Here is a 14,154-nt window from a genome sequence, read left to right on the forward strand (position 1 = left end):
CTATAAAAGTAGCTTGTTTTAGTCCTGAAAAAAGTATAACGTTTGACTGTATGGTTGAGAATCATGTAAAATATTCTTATTAAGCACTCGGTTTGCAGATCATGATTTTGAAGGTTGAATGAAGAGCGCGAGGTGAGGACAGATGGGGATATGAAGCTGTATCGAATTGGCGAACTAGCCAAGGCGGCTGGTGTCAGCGAACGAACCATTGATTATTACACAAAGCTCGGTTTGATCACACCTGAAGAACGATCATTGAAAAATTATCGGCTTTATAATGATGAAACCTTAAACAGGCTTGAACGTATTAACCAAATGAAACAAGAGAAATATAGCCTCGAGGAAATCAAACAAACACTGATTAAATGGAGCTCGGTTGCAGGGGAAGATCACGTCACTGACAAGCTGACGAGTCTGGAGATGCACATGCAGCGTCTGGAGCGTGAAGTCAACGAGCTACAGCCTCTCCTAGGGCAACTTAAGCCCGTTCAAGCACGTAAGCTGCTTACTGGTCTACTCCCGCAAAGTGCCGCTTGTATCGAAGCTCTGAAGTATTTGCTGGAGCATAGCTCTATGATGTAGTTTTCCCGGGCTGTAATGAAACAATAATGGAGGGTTGCTTTATGATGGGTATGTATATATTGATTATTCTTGCGTTCGGCTTATCCTTATGGGCGCAATTTCGTGTAAAAGGTACTTTTAACAAGTGGGCTGACGTTCCTAATGAAAATGGGCTAACAGGTTATGATGCCGCCCGGCACATGCTGGATCGCAATGGTTTGCACGATGTTCCTATCGAACCTGTACCCGGTGCGTTATCTGACCACTATGACCCGATACATCGTGTGGTACGCCTGTCCGAGCCAGTATATTATGAAAAATCCATTTCCGCAGTTGCCGTGGCTTGTCACGAGGTCGGTCATGCGATTCAGCATAAAGAGCATTATCCGATGCTGGCACTGCGTCACCGCATCTTTCCGATCGTTAACTTTGCATCCGGTATCGCACCGTTTCTGCTGATTGCTGGTTTCCTGTTCAGCTTCACGAACCTGATCGGCTTGGGCATTATCTTTTTCTCGGCTACGGTTGCTTTTCAATTAATTACATTGCCGGTCGAATTTAATGCTTCCAACCGCGCTCGTGAAATTATGGTTTCTGAAGGCTTTATCCGCAGTGATGAAGAACGGGGTATCGCCAAGGTATTGAATGCCGCTGCATTGACGTACGTGGCCGCAGCTCTCGTTTCTTTGCTGGAGCTGATCCGCTTGATCGGTATTTTTAACAGTCGCGACTAATCGCTTGTACTACAAAAGAAAGGTTGTTCCTCCGCCATGTGATGGTAGAGGAACAACCTTTTTTCTATCTATGCCAATGCGCTGTACTCACTTGCGTTCAATCCGCTTTATACTCCCATTCGGAGCAGCCGCACTGGCCTGAAGACCAAAATAGTCCAACAAAAAAGTACGAAACGATTTGGCAACCAACGGAAGCTTGTCATCTCTGCGATGAATCAAGCCAATGGTTCGCGTCACCTCCGGATCAACAATCGACACTCTTGCAGGCCGAAGCGGGTTGGTCTGAAACAATGCCATTTCAGGCAAAAGACTGACCCCCATACCGGCTGCAACTAATCCGCGTATCGTATCCGTCTCCTCGCCTTCAAAAGCGATATCTGGCGTAAATCCAGCCTCCAGACAAGCCTGCCAAACAATCGGACGCAGCGAATATCCGTCTCTGAACAGGATAAACTTCTCACCTTTAAGCTGGCTGAGCGTGATATGTTTGGCTGTAGCCAAAGGATGATTAGGTGGCAGGACTGCAAACAACTCCTCTGTCAATACCACGTCCCCCTCAACATGATCATGACGATCTGGAAATGGAGATACAAAAGCCAAATCCACCTCACCTGCTGACACATCACGGATCAAACTCGGATACATCCCCTGTTTAAATCTGAATTTAACATTGGGATACCGCTTACGGAATTCAGCCACCACCGTAGGAATAAGATGAATCCCCAAACTGTGTGGAAAACCGATGCGGATTTCGCCCCTTTCAGGGTCCAAAAACTCATGCACTTCCAAAACAGCTCGTTCCAAGTCCTTTATAATCGTTTCAACCCGTTTGCAAAATAGCTGTCCAACCGGCGTAAGCTGCAAATTGCGGCCCTTTTGCATAAAAAGGTTAACCCCCAGCTCCTCTTCAAGCTGATGAATTTGCCGACTAACCGCAGACTGCGCCACATGTAGCTCCTCGGCTGCCTGAGTAACATGTTCCTTTTGCGCTACTTTCATGAAGTATTGCAACTGTCGTAATTCCACTCCGATATTCGCTCCAATCTGTTTTTCAACATCCGGAGGAAGATGTTATCGAACACCTTCCTCATTATTCCCCTGCTTACTTACGATAAAGCTGTCTTTAGTGACGTTTACGTTGGCCAGTCAATCTAATCATCAATCCATAAAGGAAAAACCCACTAAGCAAGCCACCAAAGTGAGCAGTCCAGTTAATGTTCGCCACAGCGAAAGAAAACAGGATACCAAACCCAAGCAGTGTGTACAATGTTTTACGTGAAGCATCATCCATAAGCGACCGCTGGAACAGGGCAACGTACAGAAACGCACCATAGATGCCATATATCGCTCCTGAGGCTCCTACAGAAATCGTCGTTTCTGCTACCATGTTGTAATGTGCAATGGACATTACGTTCCCTACTATACCTGTGACCAGATACAGCAGCACATAGCGAAAGGAGCCCAGCAAGCGCTCCAGCGGTGGAGCAAACACGAGGATTGCGAAGGAATTAAACAAAAGATGATCAAACCCCGCGTGTAAAAACATGGCGGACACATAACGCCATAGCTGGTCAGTGAAAGGGGCCTCATTAATTAGGGCGCCATACCGGATCAGCGTTAAGCTATTCTGCGATCCACCCTGCACGGTGAGCACAATAAACATTACAATATTGATGAGCAAAATCAGACAGGTTACCGGGTAAAAACGCAAATAGCTTTTCCAGTTCTCATAACGTAAAAAAATCAAGGCAATCCTTCCTTCATGGGGTGTCTCCACCTTATTCAAATTGGACAATGTCTTTTATAAAAGATTATAATAGATTTCAGCAACGATAACCAATGCTAAAAACCAAGGAGGCTATTACATATGACACAAGAACGTACAGCGGCTGCCACTTTTAAAGGCAATCCTTTAACTCTCTTAGGTCCTGAATTGAAAATTGGAGATCAGGCACCTGATTTCAAATTACAGAAAAACCTGTTGGAGACGGCTACGCTTCAAGACTTTGCAGGCAAAGTCAAACTAATCAGTGTTGTTCCTTCTTTGGATACAGGCGTATGTGACGCACAGACTCGACGTTTTAACCAGGAAGCCGATTCCCTTGGAGATCAAGTCGTAGTACTGACTGTCAGCGTGGACCTTCCGTTCGCTCAGGCTCGTTGGTGCGGAGCTGCGGGCATTGACCGCGTACTGACATTGTCCGACTACAAGGATCATTCCTTCGGTGAAGCTTACGGCGTGTTCATCAAGGAATTCCATTTGGATCATCGGGCTATTTTTGTTATTGATCAAAATGACAAAATCACTTATGTGGAATACTTGAGCGAAATGTCTGAGCATCCTGACTATGATCAAGCGATTGCAGCGGTGAAAAAGCTCGTCTAAATCAAGACCAAATATTAAAAAAGCGAGTGAAGGTTGCCTTCCTCGCTTTTTTACACGGGTCTGTTTCACCACTGCACACTTATTTCAATTACTGTACGACCTTATAAGTGGACAGCTTCTTGTCAATCATAGTAAACAGCTGCAAAATAATGCGATAATTTGCACCTAAGTCCCCCAGCGATCCGCGTGACGCAGAATAAATATCCACTGCACTCCGAACTGGCGAAACAGATAATATAGAAACAGTAATATCGACGGTTCTACCGAACGCCGTTCGCTTCTCTAACGTAATCTCACCTACGGATGCTACCTCATGGAGTACCTTATAGCCAGGAATCTTTTTTAAGATAGATGTTATTTCTTCCCAAGCCTTGTCTCTCGATAAGTTATAATAGCGTGTCTTCATTTGGGGGTCCTTGACCCGGTCGCTTGTACTTTCTTGGCTGCGCACAATCCCTACCAGAGTCCTCTTCAACGACAAGACATTTCCTCCTTCACGATAATCGTTGCCATCATATGGCACATCGGTCTTCTTTTGCTGCAAGCGCTTTATAAAATACGATAAACAACCAAAAGTGAGCCCGATCATACCTGTGGTATGCGACCTTAGTACCTCATGTCTTAGTCTAACATTGTTACATACAAAAAACACCCTGTTTCTGCACGAGGCAGTACCAGAGTGTGTTCATTACGCTATAGAGTACCCGCAAATGCCGTCCGACCATAGCGTCTTCTGAACCTGCTTTAGCAGGTGGGTGATCGCAGAACAAACTTTTGAAGTCCCCTTGTCAGAAATTGACAGGGCTTTTCAGCTATTCATTCGTATAGATCTCCCTAGACATTGTCATTGGTTCAAAACAACAAATGACCGTAACGCGCATCGCAGGATGTGACCTTATTATAGCGCTTCTCACTCAGAAAGTAAATGCTAGGAGAAATATGTTTTATTTTTAGAGGCTATCACTTTTCTTGTCTTCAACGCTTTCCTGTTCCTCATCCTTCTGCTTCATCTTTTCCATTTGATCCTGCATTTTGAGGAATGTTCCGTAAAAATTAAAGAAAGCGAACCAGGCAACAATACTGCCGATAAAGAATAAGAAAAGCACGGGATATTTGACCCCGATAAATATAATAACAGCGCTGCCGAGCATGGTGGAAAATACACGGAATGGTCGAATCAGCGTCAGTAAAATCGCATTTTTCATAATTTGTCCAATAGACATATGGTAATGAGCTACCATCGAAAAGAAATTAAACATAGACACCAGTAAAATAATAATAAGAATAAGCATGATAACGCCCACAATTTGCAGGTTGCTAAACTGTGTCATATATACGGTATAATCCACATACATGATAACAAACAGTAACGTGTAAAAAATGCCCCCGATCAGGCTCTGCTTATAGTTTTCCTTGTATCCTTTAAAAAAAGTACGAAACACACCGATATCTGTGTCACCCATCACCCATTTGCGAACAACGGTAAACATAGCCGATGTAGCCGGGAATAAGGTAAGCGGTGCCAAAATAGCCATCGTCCAGTTCATTACTAGAGATTCATTAGCCAAATTCATATTCACCGCAATTAATTTGAGTATGAGGCAGAACATAAAAGGCGACGAACATAACACCCATAATAAATTGGTAGCTGCCAGTCGGGTAATCCATTCCGTCAAGCGGTAAATACCACCCATAGCTCCTTTAAACTCCAATGCTAGTCTCTCCCTCCGCGAGCCTTGACAGTTCCAAGACCCATGTTGCTATGCCTGTAAATTCCGGCTGTTGACTATATCATAACGTATTTCATCCCCAATGCGCCAGTGAAATCAACAGGTAGTTCGTCAAAGCGGGTTCTACAAAGTTGTTAAGTATGTACTAACACATAATAAAAAAGCCGAAGCAGGTATTCACTTCGGCTTTTCAAACATATTATTACTTATTCGGAAGAGGAATCTTCACGTCTTGCAGGACGACGTGTTTCTCCATTGTTGCTCGTGCGTGGCTTGCGATCTCCGCTGTAGCGACTTCCGGAATCACGGTTGTAGCCACCGCCTTCTTTACCACGGTTGTAACCGCCATATCCACCTTTACCGCCACTGCCGCCAGAACGGTTGGAATTATATCCTCCGTTGCTGCGACCGCTATAGTTGGACGGCTTGCGACCGCCAGAACGAATGTCTGGTTTACGACGTTTTGCACGGATTGGATCTTCAGGAGTCAGCTCAATTGATGCTTCTCTCTTCTCACCCGTCATCAGCTTCAGAGCTGCGGAGAGAAGTTGTACAGAATCATATTGCTCCAGCATTTGGATAGCCAAACCTTTGTACTCGTTCAACTCGCCTTTTTCTACAGCTTCCAAGAGGCGTTCTGCGATGATGCGTTGTTTGCCTTCCAGAGCCTCAGCCAGTGTTGGAAGCGGCTTACGTGGAATACGGTGACGGGTTACACGTTCGATGAAATGTAAATGATCAATTTCACGAGGCGTTACGAAAGACCATGCTTCCCCTTCTTTACCTGCACGTCCAGTACGGCCAATACGGTGTACATAGCTTTCCGGGTCTTGCGGAAGGTCAAAGTTCACAACGTGAGTTACGCCGGAAACGTCCAAACCACGAGCAGCTACGTCAGTTGCTACGAGCACGTCAATGCTTCCATCGCGGAATTTACGCATAACAGCATCGCGCTGATTTTGAGATAAGTCACCATGCAAACCGTCTGCAGAGTATCCACGCTTTTGCAGCGCTTCAGCCAGCTCGTCTACCCGACGCTTGGTGCGACCAAATACGATGGCAAGTTCTGGAGACTCCATATCAATCAGACGGCTCAATGCTTCGAATTTTTGACGTTCAGGGACTTCAATATAGGCCTGTTCAATCAGTGGAGCACTGACTTGTTTAGGAATAACTGAAACATGCTCAGGGTCTTTGAGGAATTGCTCAGCCAATCTTTTAATATTAGGAGGCATTGTAGCCGAGAAAAGCATCGTTTGACGCTCGTCTGGAACTTGCTTCAAGATGGATTGGATATCTTCCATGAAACCCATATCCAACATTTCATCTGCTTCATCCAAAACAACTGTATTTACGTCTTCCAGCTTGATGGTTTTGCGGTTAATATGATCGAGCAGGCGACCTGGTGTACCGATAATAATTTGAGGTTTCTTTTTCAAAGCGCGAATCTGGCGCACAATATCTTGACCGCCATAGATTGGCAAAGTGCGAAGACCTTTAAAGCGGGACAGTTTTTCGATTTCTTCAGCCACCTGAATAGCAAGCTCGCGTGTTGGAGCCATAATCAGAGCTCTAATTTTTTCATCGTTTTTAGAAATTTTGTTGATCAGTGGAATACCAAAGGCTGCGGTTTTACCAGTACCTGTTTGGGCTTGGCCAATCATGTCTTTGCCTTGCAGTGCAATTGGGATGGATTGGGATTGGATTGGTGTGGCTTCTTCAAAGCCCAGCTCCGTAATGGCCTGAATTACTTTCGGTTCAAGATCAAATTCTGCAAATGTCGTCAAATTTATTCATACTCCTTCATAATGGTGGATGTGGTGGACAATCCACAATCTTGTCTGTATTCTTAAGTAGCGATATTATTGTATAAGTTTTCCCCAATACAGTGAGTTTATTTGGGCTTACAACTGCAAACTTCTGTAATGAATCAGGGAACCCTATCCGATACATCTTAAACGAATTTACCCTTTTTAAAACAGTTTAAATTTTAAGTGTTTCTCTGGACATAGGTCCCTACTCAAGAATATCCACATCGCATTATAGCACAGAACAATTCATGAATACCAGCAAGTTGCTTCCCGCATAATTTAAATGAGGTGAAAAAAAGTTGTTAAAAATAGTGTTAAACTGCTTCGTTGTCATCTTTGGGGCCGCTGCCATAGCATGCGGTTTTAATTTGTTTCTCGTGCCCCACCATCTGCTGAGCGGGGGAGTAGCCGGGCTTTCCATGCTAATTGGCTATTTCACAAAATTTAATATCAGCACAATGTATTTTGCCATCAATATCCCGATGCTTATTGCAGGCTGGTTTATCTTGGGCAAGCGATTTATTAGTCTGAGCATTTTATCTGTTGTTGTTACAACGTGGATTTTGGCCTGGGTCCCGGTACATGCTGTCGTATCGGATACGCTGCTGGCCTCCGTCTTTGGCGGGGTACTGATTGGCGTTGGAGCAGGGATTTCCTTCCGGGTGGGAGGGTCTACTGGCGGTTTTGACATTATCGGCTCCATTGTTACCCGTTATCGTGACTTTCCCGTAGGAACTGTACTTGTCGGGTTGAATGGGCTGGTCATTCTCGCGGCAGGATATTTGAACGGGGATTGGAATATTGCGCTGGCGTCAATGTTATCCATTTTCGTGACGGGTAAAGTATTGGATCAAATTTATGTGAGCCATACAAAAATCACCGTCTACATCATTACAGAGCACACGGAAAAACTGTTGAACAGAATGTTGGCCACGCCACGCGGTGTCAGCAAAATCAAAATTGAAGGTGCTTTCTCACATAAGGAAAAGGATATGCTAATGACGGTTACGACACGCTATGAGCTGGTTGAGTTAAAGCGTATCATTAAGGAAGTGGACCCGTCCGCTTTTGTTAATATTGTGGAAACCGTCGGAGTAATGGGTTCCTTCCGCCGAAGATAAGCATGTACCCGAGTGTCAAAATGCAGTTTATGTGGTACACTATACGTGCGCTGTTCCCATAGTCTTTAAAAGACCGCTTTACCTACTATTTCACAGGCACTTTGCTTTTCCGATTCGTAATGAATGATTCTATTGGAATGATTCCGAGCAGGAAAGGGTGATTTTTGTGGAAATGGAAACGGTAAAACTGTCCGACATCGTCCTAAGATGGTATCCGGAAATGCTCCCTTCTCTCAAAAAGAATGAGCTGAACTCGATGATTGTTCTTCGGGACGGGATGTCCATACTCAAGCCAACGGATGCGCTAGAAATTATTCAGTACAGTATTTGTGAGCACCAGAACGATAATTATCTTCAATAAATCCGAACTACCCCGTGCCGCTTCTTCCGGTTGTACTTACAGCCGTGAAGAGCGGCATTATTTATGCCATGATATGGATTCATCGAACGATCGTTGGGTTAATCATGTAAGACTATACCTGATGACTACGATTGCTACACCAGATTTGGTTACAAAGGTGTTATTTTTTAGATACATGACTTTACGTATAATCAGGTAAGCGACAGACATAGGGGAGAGAACGGGGAAATGAATATGATTTGGGCAATTATGTTAATCGCCATGGGGATGAGTGGTAATGGGGACCAAACAGCCAATACACCAAGTGTCAAAGACACGGTAGCAACAACGCTTGGCAGCGCCATGATTCAGGCCCAGCATAATAGCATGAAGGTAGATGCATCCAATCCTCCGGTCAAATTAGCCCCGCAGCCGACCACCCCTGCCATCAAAGGCATCTATGTGACGGCTTACAGTGCAGGCGGTTCGCGTATGAATCAGCTGCTGGATTTAATCGACAAAACGGAGCTCAATGCAATGGTCATTGACATTAAAGATGATGCAGGTTACATAACTTATCCAACGACCAACCATGAGCTGCTAAAATTGGGCAAGCCCCAAAAATTTATTCGCGATATTGCCGGTCTGATGGATCGTTTGAAACAGCATAAGGTTTATCCAATCGCCCGGATCGTGGTATTTAAAGATACCGTGCTAGCTAACAAAAATCCCCAAATGTCGTTCCGCAATCCCGACGGGTCGGTTTGGAAAAACGGCAAGGGAGACGGTTTCGTCAATCCTTATAACAAGGAGGTATGGGATTATAATATCGCCATCGCCAAGGAAGCAGCACAGCTCGGTTTTAAGGAAATTCAGTTTGACTATGTACGTTTTCCTGAAGGGTTTGAGAAAAGAGCTGATAAGCTGAAATATACCAAATCGGAACAATCACGCTCGGATGCCGTAGCTGAGTTCGTGCAATATGCCCGCAAACAGCTTGCTCCATTGGGTGTGCGGGTATCGGTACATATTTTCGGGTATGCCGCATCCGTTGCTGCTGCGGAGGGAATCGGACAGGATTTTACTAAAATTTCTGAAAACGTTGACGTCATTTCGCCAATGGTCTATCCAAGCCATTACACCACAGGCTGGTTTGGTGTCAAGGACCCGGATAAAAATCCTTATCAGACGATAAAAGGCTCCATGGTCGATACACATAAAAAGCTTGATCCAACAGGCAAGCTGAAGCCGATTATTCGTCCGTGGATTCAGGATTTTACCGCAAGCTGGTTAGGCAGCGGCCATTATGCCAAGTATGGGAAAATCCAAGTCGAGGATCAAATTCGAGCGCTTAAGGATATGAAGGTGGATGAATATTTACTCTGGAATGCAACCAACCGCTATACGAGCGGAGTAACATACAAATAATGTATTGAATCCCGAACTAAAAGGCTGCCTTCTCTTTTGAAATAACGGGGGCAGTCCTTTTTGTTGCTGTTCAAATGTTACTGCATCCCTTACAATGATCCTTGACATGTTATGATATATCTTATGGTATATCAGAGTGACAATTTTTTAGTAAATGAGGAAACAAAATGCAATTAACAAATACAATGAGTCAGAAATGGAAACAGTTCTTTTATATTTTGCTACCCATCCTGATTACCCAGCTCGCATTATCCGCGATGACTTTTTTTGATACCAATATGTCCGGGCACTTTTCTCCTGCCGACCTGGCCGGTGTAGCAATCGGAGTCAGTTTATGGATCCCCGTGCAAACAGGCCTCAACGGCATACTTATGGCGATTACGCCGATTGTGTCCCAATTGGTTGGGGCACAGCGAAAAGATAAAGTTTCCTATTATGTCATTCAGGCGCTATGGCTATCTATTGCCTTATCCATCATTGTTCTGATCGCAGGCCTTTTTCTCGTCAATCCTATTTTGAATAGCATGAAATTGGAGCCGAGGGTTCAAAGCGTTGCAGTGTACTATCTTTGTGCGATGGCATTTGGTGTTATTCCATTATTCGCCTACACGGTGCTCCGAAGCTTTATGGATGCTCTAGGACAAACTCGATTTACAATGGCGATCACATTGATGTCACTTCCCATCAATATTCTGTTAAACTATTTGTTTATTTACGGAAATTGGGGCTTTCCACGTCTGGGCGGTGTGGGATCTGGGGTTGCAACCGCCACCACCTACTGGATCATTATGCTGATCGCTGGCATCACCGCGCACCGAGGAAAGAAATTTGCCGAATACCGAATCTTCCGCAAAATATACGGAATTGCCTCCAGTGCCTGGAAAGAGCTTATCCATATTGGTGTACCGATTGGCTTTGCTATATTTTTCGAAACTGCCATTTTCTCTGCTGTCACTCTCTTGATGAGCAGTTATAATACGGCCACCATCGCCGCTCACCAGGCCGCCATGAACTTTGCGAGCACGCTGTATATGCTTCCGCTTAGCATATGTATGGCACTTACGATTCTCGTCGGTTATGAAACAGGAGCTAATCGCTCGCGGGATGCCAAAACCTATAGTGTACTGGGCATCAGCACCGCAGTGGGTCTGTCGCTGATCACAGCTATTGTTCTGCTCATCTGGGGTGAACAAGTGGCTCGACTTTATTCAACCGATCCGCAAGTGATTCAGTTGACTCAGCATTTTCTTATCTATGCGATTTTCTTTCAAATCTCGGATGCCATCGCTACGCCTACTCAAGGGGCACTACGCGGGTATAAAGATGTCAATCCGGCCTTTCTGCTCACATTCCTGTCCTATTGGGTCATTGGGCTTCCCGTGGGGTATATACTCGCACGCTGGACATCCTGGGGCCCCTACGGCTACTGGATCGGTTTGATTACAGGTTTGGCTATAGGCGCCATTTTACTTCTCGGGCGTCTAATGCTGGTACAACGTCGTTTTACCGATAAAAAACAACACGCAGAGGCTGTCTAGCCTTTGCGTGTCTCGATAACATATGCTGCGCCTGCAGTTATTCTTTTCTTCTCCACAATAGCTACCTCATTCAGCTTGGGAGGATACAGAAAGTGTCTCTCTACATGCTGATCCATCTCCTTAAATGCCTGTTCTTCATTTTCAGCAGCGAGAATGACCGTTAAAGCTCCTTCTGAGCTGTCCACTTCGATTTTAAACAAATACATGCGTTATAGCCTCCTCACAGTATTTAAAGCTAAAAAAATAGCGGATGACTCGGGTCATCCGCATGATTTTACGTTTCTTCAAAATTAGAACCGATCTACTACAAATAAAGGCTCTTATTATTGGGACAAACGCAATGCCAGCTCGTAAAGTTCCATATTGAATTCTTTTTTCGTGCTTACTACCTTGCCAATATCTGTAGCTACCAGTTTGCCATCAATCATTCCGCAAGCTTTGTCAGATACGCCCTCGATCAATTGGCGAACAGCAAAATCACCCAAACGGCTGGCCAGATTGCGGTCAAACGCGGTTGGTGTACCTCCACGTTGGATGTGACCCAGCACCGTAACACGTGGTTCATAATCCGGACAGTTTTCTTGGATAACCTTGGCTACATCTTCGCCTTTTCCTACGCCTTCTGCAACGATAATGATACTATGGCGTTTGCCATGCTTAAAGTTTTGCTTCATCCGATCCGATACTTCGTTCAGGTCAAACTCTACCTCAGGCACCAAAATCGTTTCCGCGCCGGAAGCCAGCCCAGCATGCAAAGCAATATCGCCGCAATGACGTCCCATAACTTCCACAATGGAAGAACGTTCGTGCGATGACATCGTATCACGCAGCTTATTGATCGCATCCACTACGATACTAACCGCCGTATCAAAACCAATGGTGTAGTCTGTGAAGGAAATATCATTGTCAATCGTACCTGGAAGACACATGGTTTTAATGCCTTGCTTGGTCAGTTTGTTGGCCCCTTGGTAGGAACCGTCGCCACCGATCACGACTACGCCGTCAATTCCATGGTCACGTAAAATTTGTGCGCCTTTCTTTTGTCCTTCCTCAGTCGTAAACTCAAGGCAACGGGCAGATTGGAGTACCGTACCCCCACGTTGGATAATATCTCCAACACTTCTCAGATCCATCGGGAAAATATCATCGTTCAAAAGACCTTGGTAGCCGCGTTGAATCCCGAACACTTCCAGTCCAAAATACAAGCCGCTACGCACAACGGCGCGAACTGCGGCGTTCATCCCCTGTGAATCTCCACCACTTGTTAATACTGCAATTTTCTTAACTGCTGTCATGATTTATGACCTCCTCAAAATAATCATATAAGCCTTCTTATCCATCGACTGTTCAATAAGAAAAACAAACGCATGAGCGGACTGTTTTTCATTAAACGTCTCGAAACAGCGCGCACATCCTGCTGCTCGCTAACTTTGGGGTCGGATAAATATAAAGCCAGCAATCCCTCGATAATCATCCGGTGAAAGGAGCTGGCAGGGACATCTGCAATATCAGCCCGCGCCCGATTCACAACGTAGGCGATCCGGTCCAGCATCATGTCGGCATCTTTATAATAATTGCAAAAGTTAAGATCTCCGCCCTTCCGGTCTTCGTCTTGATCGATTAGATAATCCAGCAAAATATGAAGACTGCACACATGTGGAAAATACGATGCATGTATTGAGGCAGCCCCCGCATCTGTGAGATGCTGGTCGCTGGCAGCAAGAAACAGCATAAAGACCCCCAGGGTTGAACCCGTAGCCGCAGCAAATTCATTCCAGCGAAGCTCCGGTGTACGGTCTTTATGTAACGACCACCAGTCCAAAAGCGCTTGTTCCCGCAGCTCGGGTTTAATATGCTTGTATACTTGCAAATCCGTGTATAATCCCGCTAAATCCTGAACGTAAGGCATTGCCGCCTCATAGCCCGGAAGTCTGCTTACACAAGACTGACAGGTTGTCACCAGCCCGGTCAAATAACCGTCATCCTCCTGCTCCCGACGCAATTCATAATAGTTCACTGGTTTAGCCGCCGGATTAATCGCGTCCAGCATAGACTGATGGAGCAGCCTGAAATCATCAGGGTCCATAGACGTACTGCGATCACACAGGTTGTCCAGATAATCGCTAATGGTCTGGTACGCCACGATCAGCGGAATTAGCGTCTGTCGTGCAGACATATTGGCTGCGGCATAAACCGCACCTCCTACACAGTGAAACGTCTTTTCCGCTATACTCGCAAGTGCCTGACTTCTCAACTCGGGGTCCGGGATCTGCTCCGCCTTGCTCTTCCAGTTGCTCAATTGTTGTTTTGTTTCAGGGAGAATATGCTTGTACATTCGGCTCATTAAACCTATGGGGCCTCTCGGTACTTGATAACGTCCTTGCTCAACATAACTCAAATGACGGTGCCTCCACATTGTTGTCTACGTAATTATACCTATCCAAACCATATTCATTATAATATGATCGTCCTTTTAGCACAAATGAACAACCTCACTTTTTTCTT

The 14,154-nt window shown here is 45.2% G+C and carries 15 protein-coding genes and 1 other RNA gene; 7 read left to right on the forward strand and 9 right to left on the reverse strand.

Features of this window, described 5'->3' with window-relative positions:
• The first annotated feature begins 150 nt into the window (after positions 1-150).
• Together L693_RS0101885 and L693_RS0101890 are read left to right on the forward strand one after the other, a co-directional pair.
• Positions 151-582 carry a MerR family transcriptional regulator gene (locus L693_RS0101885; RefSeq protein ID WP_049825024.1) on the forward strand — a complete coding sequence of 144 codons (432 nt, stop codon included), beginning with the start codon at positions 151-153 and terminating at the stop codon, positions 580-582.
• A 41-nt stretch (positions 583-623) separates the two neighbouring features.
• Positions 624-1,295, forward strand: coding sequence for a zinc metallopeptidase (locus L693_RS0101890; RefSeq protein WP_010348918.1), 672 nt, complete (start codon positions 624-626; stop codon positions 1,293-1,295).
• Positions 1,296-1,382: 87 nt separating this feature from the next.
• Here the strand turns inward: L693_RS0101890 and L693_RS0101895 are convergent, their stop codons facing one another.
• Entirely contained in the window at positions 1,383-2,321 is a 939-nt protein-coding gene (locus L693_RS0101895; RefSeq protein WP_025715813.1) for a LysR family transcriptional regulator, read from the reverse strand.
• Between the two features lie 97 nt (positions 2,322-2,418).
• Positions 2,419-3,042: a rhomboid family intramembrane serine protease gene (locus tag L693_RS0101900; RefSeq protein ID WP_025715814.1), complete on the reverse strand. Its 624-nt coding sequence runs from the start codon at positions 3,040-3,042 to the stop codon at positions 2,419-2,421.
• Positions 3,043-3,162: 120 nt separating this feature from the next.
• Between L693_RS0101900 and tpx the strand changes: the two genes are divergently transcribed.
• Positions 3,163-3,681, forward strand: coding sequence for a thiol peroxidase (gene tpx, locus L693_RS0101905; RefSeq protein WP_025715815.1), 519 nt, complete (start codon positions 3,163-3,165; stop codon positions 3,679-3,681).
• An 88-nt stretch (positions 3,682-3,769) separates the two neighbouring features.
• Here tpx and L693_RS0101910 read toward each other — a convergent pair whose 3' ends face one another.
• The 4 genes from L693_RS0101910 to L693_RS0101920 all read right to left on the reverse strand — a co-directional run bounded on the left by L693_RS0101910 (position 3,770) and on the right by L693_RS0101920 (position 7,198).
• Positions 3,770-4,162: a DUF1499 domain-containing protein gene (locus tag L693_RS0101910; protein WP_025715816.1), complete on the reverse strand. Its 393-nt coding sequence runs from the start codon at positions 4,160-4,162 to the stop codon at positions 3,770-3,772.
• A gap of 216 nt (positions 4,163-4,378) precedes the next feature.
• Positions 4,379-4,573, reverse strand: a non-coding RNA gene (ssrS, locus tag L693_RS28730) — 6S RNA.
• Positions 4,574-4,631: 58 nt separating this feature from the next.
• Positions 4,632-5,393 (reverse strand): YesL family protein, encoded by a 762-nt coding sequence (locus L693_RS0101915; protein ID WP_025715817.1) that lies wholly within the window; start codon positions 5,391-5,393, stop codon positions 4,632-4,634.
• A gap of 224 nt (positions 5,394-5,617) precedes the next feature.
• Entirely contained in the window at positions 5,618-7,198 is a 1,581-nt protein-coding gene (locus L693_RS0101920) for a DEAD/DEAH box helicase (protein ID WP_025715818.1), read from the reverse strand.
• A gap of 323 nt (positions 7,199-7,521) precedes the next feature.
• Here L693_RS0101920 and L693_RS0101925 point away from each other — a divergent pair, with 323 nt between their 5' ends.
• From L693_RS0101925 to L693_RS0101940, 4 genes are all read left to right on the forward strand, one after another.
• The gene (locus L693_RS0101925) at positions 7,522-8,343 is read left to right on the forward strand and encodes a YitT family protein (RefSeq protein ID WP_025715819.1); all 822 of its coding nucleotides are present in this window, start codon (positions 7,522-7,524) and stop codon (positions 8,341-8,343) included.
• A gap of 172 nt (positions 8,344-8,515) precedes the next feature.
• Positions 8,516-8,704 carry a hypothetical protein gene (locus L693_RS0101930; protein WP_007429817.1) on the forward strand — a complete coding sequence of 63 codons (189 nt, stop codon included), beginning with the start codon at positions 8,516-8,518 and terminating at the stop codon, positions 8,702-8,704.
• Between the two features lie 228 nt (positions 8,705-8,932).
• A complete protein-coding gene (locus L693_RS0101935) occupies positions 8,933-10,111 on the forward strand; it encodes a putative glycoside hydrolase (protein ID WP_025715821.1) in 1,179 nt (392 codons plus the stop codon).
• A gap of 167 nt (positions 10,112-10,278) precedes the next feature.
• Positions 10,279-11,649 carry an MATE family efflux transporter gene (locus L693_RS0101940; protein WP_025715822.1) on the forward strand — a complete coding sequence of 457 codons (1,371 nt, stop codon included), beginning with the start codon at positions 10,279-10,281 and terminating at the stop codon, positions 11,647-11,649.
• Here the strand turns inward: L693_RS0101940 and L693_RS0101945 are convergent.
• From L693_RS0101945 to L693_RS0101955, 3 genes are all read right to left on the reverse strand, one after another.
• On the reverse strand, positions 11,646-11,855 hold the full coding sequence (locus L693_RS0101945; protein WP_025715823.1) for a DUF3906 family protein: 210 nt from the start codon (positions 11,853-11,855) through the stop codon (positions 11,646-11,648). The two genes, L693_RS0101940 and L693_RS0101945, sit on opposite strands and share 4 nt — an antisense overlap.
• 117 nt (positions 11,856-11,972) lie before the next feature.
• On the reverse strand, positions 11,973-12,944 hold the full coding sequence (pfkA, locus tag L693_RS0101950; protein ID WP_025715824.1) for a 6-phosphofructokinase: 972 nt from the start codon (positions 12,942-12,944) through the stop codon (positions 11,973-11,975).
• 23 nt (positions 12,945-12,967) lie between these two features.
• Complete coding sequence (locus tag L693_RS0101955; protein WP_025715825.1) at positions 12,968-14,047, reverse strand: tetraprenyl-beta-curcumene synthase family protein; 1,080 nt, start codon at positions 14,045-14,047, stop codon at positions 12,968-12,970.
• Positions 14,048-14,154: the final 107 nt, after the last annotated feature.

Source organism: Paenibacillus sp. 1-18 (assembly GCF_000520755.1).
GTDB lineage: Bacteria > Bacillota > Bacilli > Paenibacillales > Paenibacillaceae > Paenibacillus > Paenibacillus brasilensis.